Annotated in this window: 16 protein-coding genes; 4 read left to right on the forward strand and 12 right to left on the reverse strand. The window is 60.7% G+C overall.

The genetic code is table 11. The annotated features are described in order from the left end of the window. Nucleotides 1-118 precede the first annotated feature (118 nt). The 3 genes from BM267_RS03910 to BM267_RS03920 all read left to right on the forward strand — a co-directional run bounded on the left by BM267_RS03910 (nucleotide 119) and on the right by BM267_RS03920 (nucleotide 4680). Complete coding sequence (locus BM267_RS03910; protein ID WP_074777766.1) at nucleotides 119-637, forward strand: GspH/FimT family pseudopilin; 519 nt, start codon at nucleotides 119-121, stop codon at nucleotides 635-637. 89 nt (nucleotides 638-726) lie between these two features. Continuing rightward, a complete protein-coding gene (locus tag BM267_RS03915; protein WP_218144699.1) occupies nucleotides 727-2175 on the forward strand; it encodes an aminotransferase-like domain-containing protein in 1449 nt (482 codons plus the stop codon). 114 nt (nucleotides 2176-2289) lie between these two features. After that, nucleotides 2290-4680: a DUF6351 family protein gene (locus BM267_RS03920; protein ID WP_083392366.1), complete on the forward strand. Its 2391-nt coding sequence runs from the start codon at nucleotides 2290-2292 to the stop codon at nucleotides 4678-4680. 42 nt (nucleotides 4681-4722) lie between these two features. On the opposite strand, the gene argJ is transcribed toward BM267_RS03920, so the two are convergent. The 3 genes from argJ to BM267_RS03935 form a co-directional block, all read right to left on the reverse strand. After that, nucleotides 4723-5940 carry a bifunctional glutamate N-acetyltransferase/amino-acid acetyltransferase ArgJ gene (gene argJ, locus BM267_RS03925; protein ID WP_036989457.1) on the reverse strand — a complete coding sequence of 406 codons (1218 nt, stop codon included), beginning with the start codon at nucleotides 5938-5940 and terminating at the stop codon, nucleotides 4723-4725. A 151-nt stretch (nucleotides 5941-6091) separates the two neighbouring features. Further along, complete coding sequence (secA, locus tag BM267_RS03930) at nucleotides 6092-8839, reverse strand: preprotein translocase subunit SecA (RefSeq protein ID WP_036990244.1); 2748 nt, start codon at nucleotides 8837-8839, stop codon at nucleotides 6092-6094. Nucleotides 8840-9026: 187 nt separating this feature from the next. After that, nucleotides 9027-9959 carry a M23 family metallopeptidase gene (locus tag BM267_RS03935; protein ID WP_036989456.1) on the reverse strand — a complete coding sequence of 311 codons (933 nt, stop codon included), beginning with the start codon at nucleotides 9957-9959 and terminating at the stop codon, nucleotides 9027-9029. 72 nt (nucleotides 9960-10031) lie between these two features. Between BM267_RS03935 and BM267_RS03940 the strand changes: the two genes are divergently transcribed. Continuing rightward, nucleotides 10032-10493, forward strand: a complete 462-nt coding sequence (locus tag BM267_RS03940) for a DUF721 domain-containing protein (RefSeq protein ID WP_036989455.1) — start codon at nucleotides 10032-10034, stop codon at nucleotides 10491-10493. Nucleotides 10494-10535: 42 nt separating this feature from the next. On the opposite strand, the gene lpxC is transcribed toward BM267_RS03940, so the two are convergent. The 9 genes from lpxC to murD form a co-directional block, all read right to left on the reverse strand. After that, nucleotides 10536-11447 carry a UDP-3-O-acyl-N-acetylglucosamine deacetylase gene (gene lpxC / locus BM267_RS03945; RefSeq protein WP_036989454.1) on the reverse strand — a complete coding sequence of 304 codons (912 nt, stop codon included), beginning with the start codon at nucleotides 11445-11447 and terminating at the stop codon, nucleotides 10536-10538. 112 nt (nucleotides 11448-11559) lie between these two features. After that, nucleotides 11560-12732, reverse strand: coding sequence for a cell division protein FtsZ (gene ftsZ, locus BM267_RS03950; RefSeq protein WP_036989453.1), 1173 nt, complete (start codon nucleotides 12730-12732; stop codon nucleotides 11560-11562). 103 nt (nucleotides 12733-12835) lie between these two features. After that, nucleotides 12836-14068 carry a cell division protein FtsA gene (gene ftsA, locus BM267_RS03955; protein WP_036989452.1) on the reverse strand — a complete coding sequence of 411 codons (1233 nt, stop codon included), beginning with the start codon at nucleotides 14066-14068 and terminating at the stop codon, nucleotides 12836-12838. Nucleotides 14069-14070: 2 nt separating this feature from the next. Beyond that, nucleotides 14071-14934, reverse strand: coding sequence for a cell division protein FtsQ/DivIB (locus tag BM267_RS03960; RefSeq protein WP_036990242.1), 864 nt, complete (start codon nucleotides 14932-14934; stop codon nucleotides 14071-14073). Nucleotides 14935-14946: 12 nt separating this feature from the next. Further along, on the reverse strand, nucleotides 14947-15864 hold the full coding sequence (locus BM267_RS03965; RefSeq protein ID WP_036989450.1) for a D-alanine--D-alanine ligase: 918 nt from the start codon (nucleotides 15862-15864) through the stop codon (nucleotides 14947-14949). Beyond that, on the reverse strand, nucleotides 15864-17282 hold the full coding sequence (gene murC / locus BM267_RS03970) for a UDP-N-acetylmuramate--L-alanine ligase (RefSeq protein ID WP_218144709.1): 1419 nt from the start codon (nucleotides 17280-17282) through the stop codon (nucleotides 15864-15866). The genes BM267_RS03965 and murC overlap by 1 nt, the downstream gene beginning before the upstream one ends. A 22-nt stretch (nucleotides 17283-17304) precedes the next feature. Further along, nucleotides 17305-18378: an undecaprenyldiphospho-muramoylpentapeptide beta-N-acetylglucosaminyltransferase gene (murG, locus tag BM267_RS03975; protein ID WP_074777762.1), complete on the reverse strand. Its 1074-nt coding sequence runs from the start codon at nucleotides 18376-18378 to the stop codon at nucleotides 17305-17307. Beyond that, nucleotides 18368-19546, reverse strand: coding sequence for a putative lipid II flippase FtsW (ftsW, locus tag BM267_RS03980; RefSeq protein ID WP_083392364.1), 1179 nt, complete (start codon nucleotides 19544-19546; stop codon nucleotides 18368-18370). The genes murG and ftsW overlap by 11 nt, the downstream gene beginning before the upstream one ends. Next, nucleotides 19543-20892 carry a UDP-N-acetylmuramoyl-L-alanine--D-glutamate ligase gene (gene murD / locus BM267_RS03985; RefSeq protein WP_074777761.1) on the reverse strand — a complete coding sequence of 450 codons (1350 nt, stop codon included), beginning with the start codon at nucleotides 20890-20892 and terminating at the stop codon, nucleotides 19543-19545. The genes ftsW and murD overlap by 4 nt, the downstream gene beginning before the upstream one ends. Between the last annotated feature and the right edge of the window lie 3 nt (nucleotides 20893-20895).

Genomic DNA, 20895 nt, shown 5'->3' on the forward strand with positions numbered 1-20895 from the left:
CATTACTTCTGCGATGAACAGTGCTCTGCAATACACTGGCAGCATCGTGAGATACCAGACCATATCCATTTAAACGGGCAGCATAGGCAGTAGCCCCTATACCAGGGAGGACTACGCCATGCGTTGTCGTGGATTTACCTTGATTGAAATCATGGTAGCGATCGCCGTACTGGCCATCCTGTTGTCCATCGGCCTGCCCGCCTTCGGCAGCCTGATCGACAACCAGCGCATGGATAGCAGCGTCAACAGCCTGCTGCGCAGCATCAACCAAACCCGCACAGAAGCCACCCGCCGCAACCGCCACGTCACCATGGCGCCATTGTCAGGGGACTGGAGCAATGGCTGGAGCATTTTCATCGATGCCAATAACAACGGCGCGCTCGATGTCGGCGAGACCGTGCTGCATGAAGAACAACCCGCCCGCGTCCACCACGTGCATGTCAACTCACCGCTCGCCAGTTACCTGCGCTATAACGCCCAAGGCGAGTCGGAACTGTTGAACGGTGGTTTTCAGTCAGGAACATTTTCATTCTGTCCCAATGAGGCAGGTGCCAAGGGGCGACAAGTGATCATCAACCGAATCGGGCGGGCGCGGCTGCAAGCGGCGGAGATCCCGGCAGGGAACTGTCCCAGCTAGATCATCAGCTATACAGCGATATCGGAGCAGTTATACTCCTTGCTTAAGAGGAAAAATAAAAACCTAAAACCTCATGGAGACTGCTTCCCTTGCTGGGTCAGGATCTTTACCTATACGAGAGTATCAGCCTGCAGCTGCGTCGCCATATCGAGGGCGGCAGCTACAGACCTGGGCAGCGCTTGCCCTCCGTGCGCAGTCTCAGCCGTCTTTTCAATACCAGCGTCAACACCATAATCCAGTGCCTGCGCCAGCTTGAGCAGGAAAATTACATCGAAATAAGAGCCCGCTCGGGCACCTTCGTAGCCGCCTGCCCACCCGCGATTACCACGGGAGCTGCTGAGTTCGAATTCCTGCCGGTCGAGATATCGCTGAGCGATGATATTTTGCACTACATGGAACCCCATCATCAGCTCGATCTGATCCACCTGGGCATTGCGCTGCCCGATCCGCAATTGATGCCCATGGAGCGCATCATGAACACTCTGAGGGATATAACCCGGAAGCAGCCGCTTGACGTCTGGGACTATACCCACCCGAAGGGTCATCAGCGTTTTACGCTCCAGCTTGCCCGACGTAGTCTCCACTACCCTAATCCGATTTCCCAGGATGATGTCATCATCACCAACGGCTGCATGGAGGCCATCGATCTTGCCCTGCGCACGGTCACCCGGCCAGGCGACACCGTAGCGGTTGAGTCTCCGACTTATTACGGCACCTTGCTCGCGCTGGAGGTGCTGCGGCGCAAGGTACTGGAAATTCCTACCAGTCCGAGCCACGGCATTTGCCTGTCAACACTTGAGCTGGCATTCAAGCATCGTCGCGTCAGCGCCTGCCTGGTTTCGCCCAACGCGCAGAACCCACTTGGGTTCACCATGTCAGAGGAAAACAAACAGAAACTGGTTGAGCTGGCCACCCATTACAATATTCCCATCATCGAGAATGATGTCTGGGGCGATACCCTCTACTCCGACGGAGCTATGCCGGCCAAGGCCTATGACCATGCCGGGATGGTTCTGTATTGCCATTCTTTCTCCAAGTCCCTGATACCGGGTATCCGGCTGGGCTGGGTGGCCCCCGGCCGCTTTCACCATCGGTTGCGCGAATTGAAACTGGTGAGCAGCATTACCACTGCATCGGCTCCACAACTGCTGCTGGCTCGACTGATGGAAAGCGGATTCTATGCCCAGCATCTGGTCTCGCTGCGCCAGCAACTGGCGGCCCAGGCTGATCGAGTACGCCAGGCGGTACTGGAATGGTTCCCACCGGGCACCTCGGTACAGCAACCCAGCGGCGGCTGTGTGCTATGGGTAGTTCTACCCTCGCATATGAATTCCCACTCATTATTTGAAGAAGCTCTACGAAGCGGAATTCATATTTTCCCAGGGAGCGTTTTTTCTCCCGGACAACGATACGCCCACTGCCTGCGCTTGAATGTCGGAAGGCCAGTAAACTCAGCTGTATTGCAAGCCGTGCGCCGATTGGGGGAGATCGCCCGACGGACTGGCAGCCCCACGGAGGGGCCGACCTCTGACGGCTAATCCCCGTCTCATTCGTCGCGCTGTTTCAGTCAGATCGGACAATCTGTACCTGTTTTCCCCCCAGTGGGAGGCATAGGATCAAGACTCCATAATAAGAAGACAGAGCGAGCCATTATGAAACCTGCAAAATTCTATTGGCTGCCCGGCGCAGCCAGCCTGCTAGCGATCGCCTTGACGGGATGCCTGAGTTCCGGAGGCTCAAGCTCCCGCTCCGACAATGCCCCTGACCTGCAGCTGAACGTGTTGTCCAGCGCAGCAGACCAGGTCAGCGGCGGCAGCGTTCTGGTTACGCTGGAAGGCGATGCTGCTCAAATCGACGAGGAGCTGGATCAGCTCGAGTTCTGGATCAATGATCAGGAAGTGCAGCCCGCGCGTCTGAGCCGCCGCAACGATCGTCTGGAAATCCTGCTTGAAGGGTTGGCGCAGGGAGAGAACCAACTGGAGTTGCACCATGCCAAGCATGGCCCATTGCATGACCTTACCCTGACCAATCATCCAATCACCGGACCGATCTTCTCCGGGCCGCAGCAGTATCCTTTTGTCTGCACCTCGGTTTCCGAGTTGGGTAGGCAGCCGCTGGTGGATACCGAGGGTGACGCTGGATTCCCGGTGTACGACGACAATGGTACGCAGATCGGCTTGAGCAAGGATTGCTCGATTGAGCCCTACGTGGTGTTTCTCTACCGGACCAATGCCACCAACCCTACCTATCGACCCTTGCCAGCAGATGGTTCGCGCCCCGCTGATATGGCCACCACCACGCTCACCGATGGTCGGGTAGTGGACTTCATAGTCCGCCAGGAGCGCGGCACCATCAACCGCTTCCTCTACAGTTTCGCTACCCTCGCTACGCTGGGGGACGCCGCCGATGCCGCAGCAACGGACAAATGGAACGGGCGTCTGCTGTTCCACTTCGAAGGTGGCGTCGCCATTGGCCATACGCAGGGGCGAGTAAGCGGTAGGGCCCTGGCGCCGGAAGTGCTGGGCAAAGGCTACGCGGTCATTTACTCGTCGGGCACCCGTACCAACGCCCATTACAACCTGCAGGTGGGTGGCGAGACCGCGCTGATGGTCAAGGAGCATTTCATCAAGCGCTTCGGCACCCCGGATTACACCGTTGCCATCGGCGGATCGGGTGGCGGTATCCAACAATATGTCTATTCACAGAACCACCCGGATCTGCTGGATGCTGGTGTGCCGCAATACTCCTATCCCGACATGGTCACCCAGACAATCCACATCGGCGACTGCGAGCTGCTCGAATACTATATGGACGCTACCGACCGCAACAACCCGTTCTGGCGCACTACCGCCAACCGTAGCCTGCTGGTCGGGTTGAACTCGACCGACGCCTACCCGGACCCCTTTGCTGGCGCAAAAAGCATGCTGGGCTATAGCACCGCACCCGGCATGACCGAATGCATCCCCGCTTGGCGTGGCTTGACGCCACTGGTGATGAATCCGCACTACGGCCAGGCCACAAACCAGGGGCAGATGCAGCCGCCCGGTGTGATGAACGATGTGCAATGGACCCATTATGATGACCTGCGCAACATCTACGGGGTCGATGACAATGGCAATCCACGCACCCTGTTCGACAACGTGGGCGTGCAATATGGGTTGAAGGCACTGAACGGCGGAGATATTACCCCTGCCGAGTTCCTCAAGCTGAACAGCCAGATCGGTGGCTGGAAGCATCCCAACGAGATGGTCCAAGAGGGCTTCCCGTTCATCGGCACCGAGGCTGACGTCCTGGAGGACCCTTCCCGGTTCGACCCCTGGAGCAGTCGCAACATGCGCTTGAGCCCGGATGGCAACAGCCCGGCTCCACGTACCGAGGGTGACCTGCAGGCCATCAATGCCGCCTATGAATCGGGCATGGTATTCGATGGGCAGCTGAACATGCCGGTTATCGACTGGCGGCATTATCTGGAAGAAGTGCTGGATATGCACAACAGCCATCAGTCCTTCTCCGCCCGCCAGCGTATCCGCAACCGGATGGGCAACTCGGACAGCCAGGTGATCTGGTTCACTGATGCCCGGCCAACCGACCTGAGCGATCCCGACGAGCCGCAGCCGCGGGAGGATTTCGACCAGACCTGGATGGCTCTGGACGTATTGCATGAGTGGCTGATGAATATCCGCGCCAACCCGGAGGACGGCATCGCCGGCAACAAACCTGCCGCGGCAGTGGACAGTTGTTTCGAAACCAATGGTGACCTGAAAGCTGCGGGACAGGATGTATGGGACGGCATACTGGATAACAGCCCCGCCGGGGCCTGTACTAACCAGTTCCCGACCTACACCACGTCACGGATGATCGCCGGCGGGCCGATCGAGGGAAGCATCTTCAAGTGCGCACTGAAACCGGTCAGCACTGCGCTCACGGACGGCACCTATGGCAGCTGGAACCCCACCACCGAGCAGGTAGCTGAGCTCAATGCCATCTTCCCGCAAGGCGTTTGTGATTACGCTCAACCGGATCAAGGCAGACCCGGCAGCTGAAGCCGAGCCGGTACGCCCTGCGGGCGTACCGGCACTGCCGTCTCAGGTACGGTATTCGGCGTTGATACGTACGTACTCGTGAGACAGGTCGGTGGTCCAGATGGTCTCGCTGAATTCGCCCCGCCCCAGCTCGATGCGGATGGTGATTTCAGCCTGGGCCATCACCCGAGCGCCCTGCTCTTCGGTGTATTCCGCGGCGCGGCCACCATTGCGGGTAATGCAGACCTCATCGAGATATACGTCGATGCGCTCCACATCCAGATCCGGCACTCCGGCGTAACCAACCGCAGCCAGAATTCGACCCCAGTTCGGATCGGAGGCAAACAGCGCAGTCTTGATCAGCGGTGAATGAGCCACGGCATAGGCCACATCCAGACACTCGTTGCGGTTACCTCCACCGTTGACCTGCACGGTAACGAACTTGGTGGCGCCTTCGCCATCGCGCACGATCGCCTGCGCCAGCTCCAGCATGACGGCATTTACCGCTTCGGCCAGTTGGGCATATTCGCTGCTCGCCGGATCGGTGATTTCTGCCATCGCCGCCTGACCGGTGGCGATCAGCATGCAGGAGTCGTTGGTGCTGGTGTCACCGTCGATGGTGATGCGATTGAAAGACAGGTCGGCGGCCTGACGCAGCAATTGTTGCAGTACCGGCTGCGCCACCTTGGCATCAGTCGCCACGTAGCCGAGCATGGTCGCCATGTTCGGGCGAATCATGCCGGCGCCCTTGGAGATGCCGGTAATGGTCACCGTCTGGCCTGCCAGTTTGATCTGCCGGCTGGCACCTTTGGGCTGGGTGTCGGTGGTCATGATGCCTTCGGCGGCCATGGCCCAGTTATCCTCAGCCAGGTTCGCCAGCGCCTGGGGCAATACCGCAATGATCTTGTCCGCTGGCAACAGCTCGCCGATGACCCCGGTACTGAAAGGCAGAACCTGGTCCGGCTCGACACCGGTCAGTTCGGCCAGGGCAGCACAGGTCTTCAGCGCTGCGGCCATACCGGGTTTGCCGGAGCCGGCATTGGCATTACCGGTATTGACCAGCAGATAGCGTGGCGCCTGGGTCAGGTGCTGCTTGCACAGAGTAACCGGTGCGGCGCAGAAGGCATTGGTGGTAAACACCCCGGCGATCGCCGTGCCCGGCACCGCCTCCATCACCACTACATCTCGGCGCCCAGGCTTCTTGATACCAGCAGAGGTAATACCGAGACGAAACCCGGGAACCGGGTGCAGAGTGGGAAGAGGACCGAGTCCGACGGACATGAAAAGAACTCCAGAAATAGAATAGATAGAAACTGAATGGCACTTACTTAAGATTTTTTACAATCGACATTCCACCACACCCCGCCGTCCTTGGCGCAGGCCGAGGATGACGGGGTTGAGGGTCTACTCCCGACAGGACGGGATGTGGTAATCAGCCGATCTTGCCGTGACACTGCTTGTATTTCTTGCCCGAGCCACAGGGGCACGGGTCGTTCCGGCCGATCTTGGGGCCGTCGCGGGTGATCGGCGTACCGGGCATTGAGGTTGCCGGTTCACCGGTCTGCTCCTCGGCCTGCGCTTCTTCGCCGACTCCAGGCAGCTCCTCATGCTTGAACTGCATACGCTTGGCCAGTTCCTCGGCCTGCTGACGCAGCCGGGCTTCTTCCGCGGCCGGGTCTTCCCGACGTACCTGCACGTGGCTGAGCACACGAATGGTATCGTTCTTGATCGATTCGAGCATTTCCTCGAACAGATTGAAGGCCTCGCGCTTGTATTCCTGCTTCGGGTTTTTCTGGGCGTAGCCGCGCAGATGGATGCCCTGACGCAAATGGTCCATTGTCGCCAGGTGTTCCTTCCACAGATCGTCCAGTACCCGCAGCAGCATCTGCTTCTCGAACGAACGCAGCGCTTCCGGTCCGGTCAGTTCTTCCTTCTCGGCGTAGGCGTTGTTCAGCTCATCCTGCACGCGCTGACGAACGCCTTCTTCGTGCAGGGTGTCGTCCTCATCCAACCACTGCTGAATGGGTAGGTCCAGCGCCAGTTCGGTACGCAGGTGCTGCTCCAGGCCGGGGATATCCCACTGCTCGGGTACGCTCTGCGGCGGCATGTATTGGCTGATCGTATTATTCACCACATCCGCACGGATGGCCTTGATCGTCTCTTCCACGGAGTCCGCGGCGAGAATCTCGTTGCGCTGGGTATAGATCACCTTGCGCTGCTCGTTGGCCACGTCATCATATTCCAGCAGCTGCTTGCGGATATCAAAGTTGCGGCCTTCGACTTTGCGCTGGGCCTTCTCGATGGCGTTGGTGACCATGCGATGCTCGATAGCCTCGCCCTTCTCCATCCCCAGCGCCTTCATGAAGTTCTTCACCCGATCCGAGGCGAAAATACGCATGAGGTTGTCTTCCAGCGACAGGTAGAAGCGGCTGGACCCCGGGTCACCCTGACGGCCGGAACGACCACGGAGCTGGTTGTCGATACGGCGAGATTCGTGGCGCTCGCAGGCGATGATATGCAGACCGCCAGCATCCAGTACCTGCTGGTGGCGTTCCTGCCATTCGGCCTTGATCTGATCAATTTGCTCGGGGGTGGGGTCTTCCAGGCTGGCGATTTCCGCTTCCCAGCTACCGCCGAGGATGATGTCGGTACCACGACCAGCCATGTTGGTGGCGATGGTTACCGCGCCCGGCCGACCGGCCTGGGCAATAATCTCAGCTTCCTTCTCGTGATACTTGGCGTTGAGTACCTGGTGCGCGATGCCTTCCTTGTTCAGCAGTTGGGACACCACCTCGGAGGATTCGATCGAGGCGGTACCCACCAGCACCGGACGCCCGCTCTCCTGGCATCCCTTGATGTCGGCGGCAATGGCGGCGAACTTCTCACCGATGGTCAGGTACACCAGGTCGTTGTAATCCTTGCGGATCATCGGCTGGTTGGTAGGAATAACCACCACGTCCAGATTGTAGATCTGGCGGAACTCGAAGGCTTCGGTGTCAGCGGTACCGGTCATGCCGGCCAGCTTGTTGTACAACCGGAAATAGTTCTGGAAGGTGGTCGAGGCCAGGGTCTGACTCTCAGCCTGGATATTCAATCCTTCCTTGGCCTCGATGGCCTGATGCAGCCCCTCGGAGAGGCGGCGACCCGGCATGGTGCGGCCGGTGTGCTCATCAACCAGCAACACCTGACCATCCTGCACGATGTACTCGACGTCGCGGTGGAACAGGGTGTGCGCGCGCAGGCCCGAGTGTACATGGTGCAGCAGGTTGAGATTCTGCGCCTGGTACAGGCTGTCGCCTTCGGCCAGCAGGCCTTCGCGGGTGAGCAACTCCTCGACGTACTGATGGCCGTCTTCGTTGAGCTCGACCTGACGGGTCTTCTCATCGATGAAGTAATGACCATCCACGCCCTCTTCGCCCTCTTCCGCCCTGACGCCGCGCTTGAGCAGCGGGATCAGTTTGTTGATGGCGGTGTAGAGCTTGGAGCTGTCCTGCGCAGGACCGGAAATGATCAACGGAGTCCGCGCTTCGTCGATCAGAATGGAGTCCACTTCGTCGACAATGGCAAAGTTCAGCTCGCGCTGGAATTTGTCTTCCAGGCGGAACGCCATGTTGTCACGCAGGTAGTCGAAGCCGAATTCGTTGTTGGTGCCGTAGGTGATGTCGCAACGGTAGGCAGCCCGCTTTTCCGCCGGGTCCTGGAAAGGCACGACCACCCCGACGCTGAGGCCAAGGAACTCATGCAGCGGACGCATCAGGTTGGCGTCGCGGCGGGCCAGGTAGTCGTTCACCGTAACCACATGCACACCCTTGCCGGACAGCGCGTTCAGATAGGCTGGCAGGGTGGAGACCAGCGTCTTGCCCTCACCGGTCTTCATCTCGGCGATCTTGCCTTCATGCAGGACCAGGCCACCGATGAGCTGCACATCGAAGTGCCGCATGCCCATCACCCGCTTGCTCGCTTCACGCACCAGGGCGAAAGCTTCGGGGAGGATGGAGTCGAGACTTTCGCCTTTGCTTACCCGTTCCCTGTATTCAACGGTCCGGGCTTTGAGCTCGTCATCGCTCAGACCGTTCAAGCCTTCCTCGAGTGCATTGATGGCATGAACGATCTTGTTCATGCGTTTCAACTCACGCTCGTTCTTGCTTCCAAACATCTTCTTCAATAAAGGCGCAAACATAATCGACTTCGATATCCATGTGATGATGGCAAGGCTGGCCCGTGCGCAGGCCATTCACCGAAAAAACCATTCTACTCTGAAAGTCTGGAGACAATAAACCGCCGTTGCGGCAGAGCAGATGGCGGCGAGCAAAGGGGAAGACCCGAAGACCCGGCATAAGCCGGGTTTGGGTGAGCAAGGCAGGGAGTTATTTCAGGGCGAGAAAGCGTGCCGGATTGATGGCCATGCCGTTGTGGTAGACCTCCAGATGCAGATGCGGTCCGGTTGAGCGACCTGTCGAGCCGACGGTTGCGACCTGCTGCCCCTTCTTCACCAACTCACCTTTCTTGACCAGCAAGTCCTGGGCGTGAGCATAACGGGTCTTGTAGCCACCCGCATGACTGATCTCAATCATGTTGCCATAGGCGCCACGACGGCCGGAGAACGTCACCACGCCCGCTCCCAGAGCATGAATCTCCGTACCTCGCGGAGCAGCGAAATCCAGCCCCGAATGCATGGCCGAGCGACGGGTGATGGGGTCGGTGCGCCGACCGAAGCCGGAGGAAATATAACCGGTCTGCACTGGAATGAAATCCAGCATGGCATTGGCGTCGTTGTGCCGATTGAGCATCAACTCTTCCAGCAGCCGCAATTGCTGGGTGCGATCGTCGATCCGGGCAGACAGGCGATCAAGCACCGTCTGAATGTCAGCACCCTCATAGGAATCGCTGTGGCTCGGCAACTCCGGACCACCCATGCCAGGGTCGGTACTGAAGTTGAATTCGCCGTCAGACAGGTCGGCCAGTTCGGTAAGTCGCTCACTCAGGGCGTCAAGACGCGACAGCCGGGTCTGCAACCGACTCAGCTGCTGAGTCATGTGCTCCAGCTGTACCTGGGATTCTTCCTTTATATAGTCGCTCTCAAGCTCATACCCTTCGAGAGACTGCTCCCAGATCTGTTCATAATCCAGCGCGGCACTGGATTCTTCAATGGCCTTGCCGGCCCCGCTTAACTGCCAGGTTATCACTGCGGCGGCAATCGGCATGGCGAGTACCGCCATGATGCCGGAAATGACCCAGGGCGAGCCGAGCGTCAGTGCCTTGGTAGCACCCTCGCGCCCGGTAAGAATGATGATGTTCAATATTGTAGATCCCCAAAATCTTCCTGCGGTTCTGGTACGATGACCGCTGATTCAGCCACTCCGGACGACACGATGTCTTTTCATCCTCTGCATGCCCGTCGCCCGGGCGACCTGCTAAGAACCCACTCCACCCTGAAGGGCCTTTTCAATCAGGCAAGGGCCGTTGAACGATTGCAGATTCTGCTCGAATCCGTACTCGAACCCGCCGCCAGAGAGCATTGCCGCGCAGCATCCTATCGTGATGGCGTGCTTCGGTTGCTGGTGGCCGACAGTCAGTGGGCAACCCGGGTCCGATATCAGCAACGACGCCTCATCCGACAACTTCAGGCTTACGCGGAATTCGCCACCTTAACGAAAATCCACTGCAAGGTACAACCTCCATTGGTCAAAAAAGCACCACCAGTTCGCAAAATGAGGCGATCGGCGGTGGCAGCGGATAGTCTGAGCGAGACCGCAGGCCATATCAGCGACCCGAATCTGCGCTCGGCATTGGAACGCCTGGCGCGCCACCATCGCGGCGAATCAGACGAATAAAAAACGGCCACCGAGGTGGCCGTCAAACGAAACGAGAAAAAATCAGACCGCAGCGGCCGGGCGCATGAAGGAGATGGGCGCGGTTCCGGCATCTTCAAAGGTGACTATTTCCCAAGCATCGGCATTGGCCAGCAGCGCGCGCAGCAGCTTGTTGTTGAGCGCATGCCCCGACTTGAAGCCGCGGAATTCGCCCACCAGGCTCTTGCCCAGCAGATAAAGATCGCCGATGGCATCGAGAATCTTGTGCTTGACGAATTCGTCCTCGTACCGCAGGCCGTCTTCGTTGAGTACGCGATACTCATCCACCACGATGGCGTTATCCACGCTGCCACCCAGCGCCAGGTTCTGCGAGCGCAGGTACTCGATATCCCGCATGAACCCGAAAGTCCGGGCGCGGCTGACTTCCTTGACGAAAGACGTGCTGGAGAAGTCCACGCTGGCAAACTGGCTCCGGCCACGGAAGACCGGATGATCGAAGTCGATGCCGAACGATACCTTGAATCCCTCGAAAGGAACGAAGGTAGCCGTCTTGCCCTCTTCTTCAACCGTGATTTCACGCTTGATGCGAATGAACTGTTTCGGAGCTTCCTGTTCCTCGATGCCTGCTGACTGAATCAGGAATACGAAAGGACCGGCGCTGCCATCCATGATCGGCACTTCGGGGGCACTGAGCTCTACCACGGCGTTATCGATACCCAGACCGGCCATGGCTGACAGCAGGTGCTCGACAGTGTCCACCTTGACACCATCCTTGATCAGGGTGGTAGACATGGTGGTTTCGCCCACGAATTCCGCACGCGCCGGGATCTCGACCACAGGGTCGAGATCGGTCCGGAGGAACACGATGCCGGTATCCACCGGCGCCGGTTTCAGCGTGAGGTAAACCTTCTCACCCGAATGCAGGCCAACACCGGTGGCCCGGATGATGTTCTTCAGTGTGCGTTGTCTGATCATGCTTGAACTGGCTTCCGCTCTAGTTGCGAATAATTTTCAATAAGTGGCGCACATCATAGCAAAACCCGCCTTCGTTGAACACTAATCAGCCCTATTCCATCGATTGATCAAATCAATCTGCCTGACGACGCAGGAAGGCCGGGATGTCCAGATAATCCAGGTCTTCAGCCGGCTGGGTCAGACGTGCCGCGGCTGCACTGCCGCCCGCGTTGGAATTGCGCATGACGGTCGGGCGGTCCAGATCGCGGTAGTTCGGCGCGGTCGCATCCGACTGACGGGCTGCTGCCGGTGCCGGAGTATTATCTACCACCTTCACTGGTTTCTCCATGCGCGCGCCCAGACCGGTGGCGACCACGGTGACCCGCAGCTCGTCGCGCAGCTCGGGATCGATCACGGTGCCGACCACTACAGTGGCGGTTTCCGAGGCGAATTCCTCAACGGTATTACCCACTTCCGAGAACTCGCCCAGGGACAGGTCCGGACCAGCGGTAATATTGACCAGGATACCGCGGGCACCCATCAGGTTGACATCTTCCAGCAGCGGGCTGCGGATTGCCGCTTCGGCAGCTTCACGGGCACGGTTCGGGCCGCTGGCGTGGCCGGTACCCATCATTGCCATACCCATTTCGCTCATCACGGTCTTCACGTCGGCGAAGTCGACGTTGATCATGCCGGGGCGGATGATCAGGTCAGCGATGCCCTGTACCGCGCCCAACAGTACATCGTTGGCTTTGCTGAAGGCCGACAGCAGGCTGGCGTCCTTGCCCAGAACGGTCAGCAGCTTCTCGTTGGGGATGGTGATCAGCGAGTCGACGTGTTGACCCAGCTCGCGGATACCTTCTTCGGCGATCTGCAGACGCTTGCGGCCTTCGAACGGGAACGGCTTGGTCACTACGGCCACGGTCAGGATACCCATTTCACGGGCGACCTCGGCCACGATCGGCGCCGCGCCGGTACCGGTACCACCGCCCATGCCGGCGGTAATGAATACCATATCAGCACCCTGCAGCACTTCTGCGATACGCTCGCGATCTTCCATCGCGGCTTCGCGGCCGACCAGCGGGTTAGCGCCGGCACCCAGCCCCTTGGTCACGGCCGAGCCCAGTTGCAGCACGGTGCGCGCGGTCATGTTTTTCAGGGCTTGAGCATCGGTATTGGCGCAGATGAAATCCACACCTTCAACATTGTTGACCACCATGTGCTGCAGGGCGTTGCCACCGCCACCGCCGACACCGACGACCTTGATCACTGCGTTTTGCGGGAGGTTATCAATTAATTCAAACATGGTCCCATCTCCTCGAGTCTGACACTCGTCTTGTTTCATCTGGTTTCGTTTCGTTTGGTACCGCTTGCCGGGTTACCCCCGGCTGCCCGCTTGTGCGGGTCTGTTAAAAATTCCCCTTGAACCACCGCTTCACTTTGATCAGCGGCGACTCCCTGCTCTGCTCCGAGCTACTTTGATTGCCATCGGCATGGTGCTTCATGCCGTAGTGCAACAGCCCCACCCCCGTTGAGTAGATGGGGTTGCGCACCACGTCAGCCAGTCCCTTGAATTCCTGCGGTACGCCCAGGCGCACCGGCATATGGAATATCTCTTCGGCCAGCTCGACAGCACCTTCCATCTTGGCGGTGCCGCCAGTCAGTACGATGCCGGCCGGAATCATGTCTTCGTACCCGGACCGGCGCAGTTCGGCCTGGATCAGGGTGAACAGTTCGTCGTACCGCGGCTCGACCACCTCCGCCAGCGCCTGGCGTGACAGGTCCCGCGGCGGGCGTTCACCCACGCTCGGAACCTTGATGGTCTCCTCCGGGCCGGCCAGTTTGGCCAGTGCGCAGGCGTAGCGGATCTTGATCTCTTCAGCGTGCTGGGTCGGGGTGCGCAGGGCCATGGCGATATCATTGGTCACCTGATCGCCGGCAATCGGAATCACCGCGGTATGGCGGATCGCGCCCTCGGTGAAGATGGCGATGTCAGTGGTGCCACCGCCGACATCCACCATGCACACGCCCAGCTCTTTCTCATCCTCGGTCAGCACCGAGTAGCTGGAGGCCAGTTGTTCGAGGATCACATCCTCGACTTCCAGGCCGCAGCGACGGATGCATTTCTCGATGTTCTGCACTGCATTCATGGCGCAGGTGACCAGATGCACCTTGGCCTCCAGCCGCACGCCGGACATGCCACGGGGCTCGCGGACGCCTTCCTGGTTATCGATCACGTATTCCTGCGGCAGGATGTGCAGCACTTTCTGATCAGCGGGAATGGCCACCGCCTGGGCTGCATCCAACACACGTTCAATGTCCGCCTGCACCACCTCGCCCTCGCGAATGGCCACGATGCCATGGGAGTTCATGCTGCGGATGTGGTTGCCGGCGATGCCGGCGAACACCGAATGAATCTGGCAGCCAGCCATCAGCTCGGCCTCTTCGATGGCGCGCTGAATGGACTGCACGGTGGATTCGATATTCACCACCACGCCCTTCTTCATGCCGCGGGACGGATGCGAGCCGATGCCGACGATTTCCAGCTCACCGTCTGCGCCGAACTCGCCGACCAGAGCGACTACCTTGGAGGTGCCGATATCCAGTCCGACGATCATCCTGCTACCCTGCTTGCTTGCCATGATTACTCGTTACTCCCCGATTGAATCGTTGCAGGCTCGCGCCATGCCACTGCCATGCCGTTGCTGTAGCGCAGATCGACCCGCGCAATGAGTTCGCGGCGGTCCGACAGCATCAGCTTGTCGATGGTCAGAAAGCGCTGCATTTTTTCCACCACATCCCCCTGCCCCAGCAGGATCTCGATTCCTTCGCGGGTGGTCAGGAACCAGCTGCCGCGGTCCCGTAATTCCAGTTGCGCCACGCGATGCCCGTAGGGCCGCAGTAGCCGGTTGAACTGCTGGTAGGTCTGCATCACCCGGCGCTTGGTCCGTTCCGGCCCGTTCAACAGGGGCAAACCTTCAAAGCTGTCGATATGCTCTGGCACAAAGGCCCGTCCAGCGTTGTTCAATAGTGCCGAATCCCCCCACCGCGCCACCGGCAGGTGCTCGTCCAGCGTGATCACCAACTGGTCCGGCCAGACCCGCGTGACCGCTGCGCTGGCAACCCAGGGCATGGCGATAAGGTCGGCGCGCAGCGCCTCCAGATCGATGGTCAGCAGGCTTTCTTCCAGATACGGCTCGATGCTCTGATGCACCGACTCGCGGTCGATGTACTGCAGATCGCCCTCGACATTGATCAGACTGATAGGCCGCTGCGCCAATGGCTGCAGGCGGTTGGCCAGCTCGTACAGCCCCATGCCCAGCACCACCAGCAATAGCGGCCAGAGCAGCTGCTGCATGCGGCGTGCGGCGTCATTGACAGACGGCATGCTCAACCGCGGCCAGCTGCGTGGGGCCGGCGGGGTCACGCGCACGGCGCCCCGGTTCGGCGCATTGCGCCGCCCGGCAGTCCTGCCTGCGCGTTGGTCCCGGATCATCAGCCCCAGCAACATGTGCAGTCCTCAGTAACGGGCACTGGCGAGAATCGCCAGCACCAGATCGGTGAAACTCAGACCCGCCGCGGCTGCGGCCATGGGCACCAGGCTATGGTCAGTCATCCCCGGCGAGGTATTGACCTCGAGCAGGTAGAAGTTGCCATCGCTGTCCTGCATCAGATCCACCCGTCCCCAACCGCGACAGCCGACGGCACTGAAGGCCTGCAGGCAAAGTTCGGCGAGTTCGGCCTCGCGCTCCGGCGGCAGGCCGCAGGGGCACTGGTACTGGGTATCATTGGCCAGGTATTTGGCCTGGTAGTCATAAAAGGTGTTTGGTGTGCTCAGGCGAATCGCCGGCAGCGCCTGGCCGTCAAGAATACCGACGGTGAACTCGGCGCCGGTTACCCACTGCTCGACCAGCGCAACGTCGTCGTACTTCAGTGCCTGTTGCCAGGCAGCCTTGAGTTCGTCCAGCGAGTGCACCTTGGCCATGCCGATGCTCGACCCTTCATGGATCGGCTTGATGATCAACGGCGTGCCGAGGCGCTCGACTACCGCGGCGCACTCCTGCTCGTCGCGCAACACGGCGTAAGCCGGCGTCGGCAGGCCCAGGCTCTGCCACACCTGTTTGGTGCGCAGCTTGTCCATACCCAGTGCCGAGGCCATGACGCCGCTGCCGGTATAGGGCAGCTGCAGGCATTCAAGCAGCCCCTGCAGGCTACCGTCCTCACCACCGCGGCCGTGCAGCGCAATGAATACCCGGTCAGGACGCTCGGCGATCAGGCGCTCGGCCAGGTCAGCCCCGGCGTCGATGCCGAAAGCGTTCACCCCGGCGCCCTGCAGCGCGGCCAGTACCGCAGCACCGGACTTCAGCGAAACTTCACGTTCAGCTGATGTGCCGCCGTACAGCACCGCCACTCGACCAAAGGCTTCTACGTCGACCATTACGCCTTATCTCCTTTTCGTTCATTGCCCAGCTGGGTCAATGCCTGCGCCAGCTGCGGTGCCAAACCGCCAATATCGCCGGCGCCCTGGGTCAGCAGGATGTCGCCCGGCTGCAGCACGGCCCGGAGCAGCGGCATGAGATCCGCATCACGCTCGACATACAGCGGGTCGATCTGCCCGCGCAGACGGATACTGCGGCACAGGTGCTTGCTGTCCGCACCCGGTACCGGCTCCTCGCCAGCGGGATAGACTTCCATCAACAACAACACATTGGTATCGCCCAGCACCTGCACGAAGTCTTCGTACAGATCACGGGTACGTGAATAGCGATGGGGCTGATAGATCATCACCAGCCGGCGGTCAGGCCAGCCGCCACGCACAGCCTTGATCACTGCAGCCACTTCGCGAGGGTGGTGGCCGTAATCATCCACCAGCATTACCTCGCCCTCGTCGCCCAGCGGGAAATCTCCATGCACCTGGAAGCGGCGACCGACACCCTCAAAGCCAGTCAGCCCCTTGACGATGGCCTCGTCGCTGACCCCCTCATCGGCGGTGACGGCAATGGTGGCCAGGGCATTGAGCACGTTGTGCACACCCGGCATGTTGACGAACACCCGCAGCGGCTCATGACCCTCACGCAGCACGGTGAAATGGGTTTGCATACCCCGCTGTTCGATATCCACCGCGCGAATGTCGGCATCCTCGGACTGGCCGTAGGTGATGACCTGGCGGTTGATCTGCGGCAGGATCTCGCGCACCACTGGATCATCGATGCACAGCACTGCCAGCCCATAGAACGGCAGGTTGTGCAGAAAATCGACAAAGGTGCGCTTGAGGCGATTGAAGTCGCCTTCATAGGTCGCCATGTGATCGAAATCGATGTTGGTAACGATGGCGGTCATCGGCTGCAGGTGCAGGAAGGAGGCATCGCTTTCATCGGCTTCGGCCACCAGATAGCGGCTTTCGCCCAGCTGGGCATTGGTGCCGGCACTGGTCAGCCGGCCACCGATGACGAAGGTCGGACTCAGACCTTCGGCAGCCAGCACCGAGGCCACCAGGCTGGTAGTGGTGGTTTTGCCATGGGTACCGGCCACGGCGATACCGTGGCGATAGCGCATCAGTTCGGCGAGCATTTCCGCACGGGGCACCACCGGGATGCGCTTTTCCATCGCCGCGGCCACTTCCGGGTTGCTCGGATTGATCGCGCTGGACACCACCAGCACATCGGCGCTCTGCACGTTCTCGGCGCGATGACCGATATCCACCCGGGCGCCGAAGCTTTCCAGGCGTGCGGTCACCGCCGAGCGCTTGAGATCGGAGCCGGATACCTCATAGCCCAGGTTCAACAGCACTTCGGCAATACCACACATGCCCGCACCGCCGATCCCGACGAAATGAATACAACGGATACGGCGCATGGCCGGGAGGCTATAGGTGGCCTTAGTGTTCACGGGCGACCTCCAGGCAGGCGCGGACCACATCCGCTGTGGCGTCGGGTTTGGCCTGCTTGCGGGCATGTTCTGCCATCTGTTGTAACGTCTCCGGTTGGGTAAACAGGGTGTTCAGCCGCTGCGCCAGCTGCGCGGCGGTCAAGGTGTTCTGCGGCAGCAGCTCGGCTGCACCGCGATCAGCCAGATAACGGGCGTTGGCGCTCTGGTGGTCATCAATAGCGTGGGGCAACGGGATCAGCAGCGCCGGGCGCCCGGCAGCCGCCAGTTCGGCGACTGTCAGCGCCCCAGCGCGACACACCACCAGGTCGGCCCAGGCGTAAGCCTCGGCCATATCGGCGATGAAGGGTTCAACTGCGGCCTCCACACCGGCACTGGTATAGGCCTCACGGGCCGCTTCCACATGCTGTTTGCCGCACTGGTGGCGCACCTGCGGCCGCTGATCGGCAGGCAGCTGCGCCAGCGCGTCGGGCAATAGTCGGTTCAACGGCAATGCGCCAAGGCTGCCGCCGAGTACCAGCAAGCGCGGCGAGCGACTGCCGTCCCAGCTCATTGGCGGCACGGCAAAGATATCTTCACGCACCGGGTTGCCGGTGCTGCGCCGCTTGGCACTCGGCGCAAAACTGCCATCAAATCCTTCGCAACGACGCGCGGCGATGTTTGCCAGCAGCCGGTTGGTGGTACCGACCACGGCGTTCTGTTCGTGAATCACCAGGGGAATGCGCCGTAACCAGGCCGCCACACCGCCGGGACCGGTGACATAGCCGCCAGCACCCAGTACACAAACCGGTTGCAGCTGGCGTACCACCTTGAGGGATTGGCTCAGGGCCCGCAGCAGCCGCACCGGCGCCTTCAACAGGCCAGCCTTGCCCTTGCCGCGCAGCCCCTGGATATCGATGTAATGCACGGGAATCCCGGCCGCCGGAATCAGCTCGGCTTCGATGCCACGGCGAGTGCCCAGCCAGTGCACTTCATAGCCCTGCGCCTGCAACTGCCGGGCGCAGGCCAGCGCCGGGAATACGTGTCCACCGGTACCGCCCGCCATGATCAATACCTTACTGGTCATTGGCAGCCTCCCGCAGCGCCTGCCGGCGCTCCCAGTCGATACGCAGCAGCAACCCCAGACTGATACAGCAGACCACCAGTGAGCTGCCTCCGTAACTGAGGAACGGCAGGGTCAACCCCTTGGTCGGCAGCAGGCCGATGTTCACACCGACGTTGATCAGTACCTGGCCACACCACATGATCGCCAGGCCATAGGCCAGGTAAGCGGAAAAATAACGTCCGGCTTTCTCGGCCCAGAGACCGATATACAGGGCCCGCACTGCGACGAAGATCAGCAGCGCAAAGGCGGCCAGCGCGCCGATCAGCCCCAGCTCCTCGGCCAGCACCGCAAACACGAAGTCGGTATGAGCCTCGGGCAGATAGAACTGCTTCTGAATACTGTTGCCCAGCCCGGTGCCCAGCCATTCGCCGCGGCCGAAGGCGATCAGTGCCTGGGTCAACTGGTAGCCGGTGCCATAGGGGTCATTCCAGGGATTGAGGAAGCTGGTCAGGCGCTGCAGACGATAGGGTTCGAACAACACCAGCAACGCCGCCAGCCCGCCTAGCGAGCCGAACAGCAAGGTGAAGCGGAACAGCCCGACGCCACCGAGAAACAGCATGCCGGTGGCCGCGCCCATGAGTACCACGGTGGCACCGAAGTCCGGCTCAATGATCAGCAGCCAGGCCATCGGCCCCAGCACCATGAACGGCTTGATGAAACCGAACCATTGTTCCTTGACCTCATCCCGGCGATGGACCAGGTAACCGGCCAGGAAGACCACCGCAAACAGCTTGGCCAGCTCCGACGGTTGCACGTTGATCGGCCCGACGGCAATCCAGCGCCAGCTGCCATTGACCTCCCGCCCGATACCCGGAATCAGTACCGCGATCAACAGGGCAAAGCCGAGGAACAACAGCGGGAAGCGGAACTGCTCCCATAATCCGACCGGCACCGCCAGGGTGGCCAGCAGCGCCATCACACCGATCAGCATGTACACCAGCTGACGGTTCATATAGTAGAGAGGGTTGCCCAGCTGCCCGGCGGCCACTTCCATGGACGCGGACGTGACCATTACCAATCCCAGTCCGAGCAAGGCCAGACCACCTACCAGCAGCGGCATATCCAGGTCGAAGCGGCGCTCGCCGATCAGCGGAGCAAGTGAGCGTTGCATGGCGTCGGTGAAGATCATACCGGCAACCTCCCGACCGCGTCGGCAAACAGCCGGCCGCGTTCTTCAAAATTGCGGAACATGTCCAGGCTGGCGCAGGCCGGTGACAACAGCACCGCATCGCCCGGCTCGGCTACCGCAGCAGCTGCCGCAACCGCTTCGTCCAGGGTAGTCACCCGCTGCACCGGCACATGACCGGTCAGCAGTTGCTCCAGTACCGGTGCATCCCGACCGAGCAGAACCACCGCCCGGCAGTAACGGCTTACCGGTTCGATAAGCGCCGAGAAGTCAGCCCCCTTGCCGTCGCCGCCGGCAATCAGCACCTGCTTGCCCTGCAAGTCAGCGCCGAAGCCTTCGATGGCCGCCAGCGCCGCACCGACGTTGGTCGCCTTGGAATCGTCGTAGTAATCCACCCCGCCGTGCTGGCCGAGCCATTGGCAGCGATGCGGCAGACCGGCGAACTCGCGCAGGGCATCCAGCATGGCTGCCATCGGCAGGCCGATGGCGTGCCCCAGCGCCAGTGCCGCCAGAGCGTTAGCCTGATTGTGCCCGCCGCGGATCTTCAGTTCAGCGGTAGGCATCAGCGCCTGGAATTCAAAGGCCAGCCAGTTTTCGCCATTCTTTTCCACCAGACCAAACCCCTTGAAGTCGGGGCGGGACAGGCCGAAGCTCCAGCACGGCAACTGATCGGCCACCAGCGGGCGGGTCAGGTCATCGTCCCGATTGATCACCACCTGCCGGGCACCGCGGAAGATGCGGTGCTTGGCCAGGTGATAGGCCGCCAGGCCGCTGTAGCGATCCATATGGTCTTCGCTGACGTTCAACACGGTGGCCACTTCGGCGTTCAGCGCCTGGGTGGTCTCGAGCTGAAAGCTGGACAGCTCCAACACATAGAGGTCGGCACGCTGATCCAGTAGATCCAGCGCCGGGGTACCGATATTGCCGCCTACCGCTACCTGCCGGCCGGCCTTCTCGGCCATGGCGCCAACCAGGGTGGTCACGGTGCTCTTGGCGTTGGAACCGGTGATCGCAACGATCGGTGCATCCGCCTCGCGGGCGAACAATTCGATGTCGCCGACCACACTCACGCCCGCATCCATGGCTGCCTTGATCGCTGGCGTGGCCAAGGCGATCCCCGGATTGACGATCAATTCGCCGGCACTGCTCAACAACGCGGCGTCCAGCTCACCCAAATGCAGGTCGGCCATGGGCGCAAAGCGCTTGAGCTTGTCCAGCCCCGGCGGGTTGGCACGGGTGTCGCAGACGGCAAACGGCAAATCACGGCCAGCCAGGTACCGGGCAACCGACAGGCCGGTCGCCCCGAGTCCGACTATGATCCGCTGTTTGTCCGTAGTGATCAGTGACACCTT

It is taken from the genome of Halopseudomonas bauzanensis (assembly GCF_900114735.1).
Taxonomy (GTDB): Bacteria; Pseudomonadota; Gammaproteobacteria; order Pseudomonadales; family Pseudomonadaceae; genus Halopseudomonas; species Halopseudomonas bauzanensis.

Excerpts from the sequence above, each read along its gene's own strand:
- ftsA (WP_036989452.1), bottom strand. The coding sequence starts at position 14,068 with ATGGCAAGCAAGCAGGGTAGCAGGATGATCGTCGGACTGGATATCGGC.
- BM267_RS03920 (WP_083392366.1), top strand. The coding sequence starts at position 2,290 with ATGAAACCTGCAAAATTCTATTGGCTGCCCGGCGCAGCCAGCCTGCTA.
- argJ (WP_036989457.1), bottom strand. The coding sequence starts at position 5,940 with ATGTCCGTCGGACTCGGTCCTCTTCCCACTCTGCACCCGGTTCCCGGG.
- BM267_RS03965 (WP_036989450.1), bottom strand. The coding sequence starts at position 15,864 with ATGGTCGACGTAGAAGCCTTTGGTCGAGTGGCGGTGCTGTACGGCGGC.
- secA (WP_036990244.1), bottom strand. The coding sequence starts at position 8,839 with ATGTTTGCGCCTTTATTGAAGAAGATGTTTGGAAGCAAGAACGAGCGT.
- murG (WP_074777762.1), bottom strand. The coding sequence starts at position 18,378 with ATGACCAGTAAGGTATTGATCATGGCGGGCGGTACCGGTGGACACGTA.
- ftsW (WP_083392364.1), bottom strand. The coding sequence starts at position 19,546 with ATGATCTTCACCGACGCCATGCAACGCTCACTTGCTCCGCTGATCGGC.
- murC (WP_218144709.1), bottom strand. The coding sequence starts at position 17,282 with ATGCGCCGTATCCGTTGTATTCATTTCGTCGGGATCGGCGGTGCGGGC.
- BM267_RS03940 (WP_036989455.1), top strand. The coding sequence starts at position 10,032 with ATGTCTTTTCATCCTCTGCATGCCCGTCGCCCGGGCGACCTGCTAAGA.
- lpxC (WP_036989454.1), bottom strand. The coding sequence starts at position 11,447 with ATGATCAGACAACGCACACTGAAGAACATCATCCGGGCCACCGGTGTT.
- ftsZ (WP_036989453.1), bottom strand. The coding sequence starts at position 12,732 with ATGTTTGAATTAATTGATAACCTCCCGCAAAACGCAGTGATCAAGGTC.
- BM267_RS03910 (WP_074777766.1), top strand. The coding sequence starts at position 119 with ATGCGTTGTCGTGGATTTACCTTGATTGAAATCATGGTAGCGATCGCC.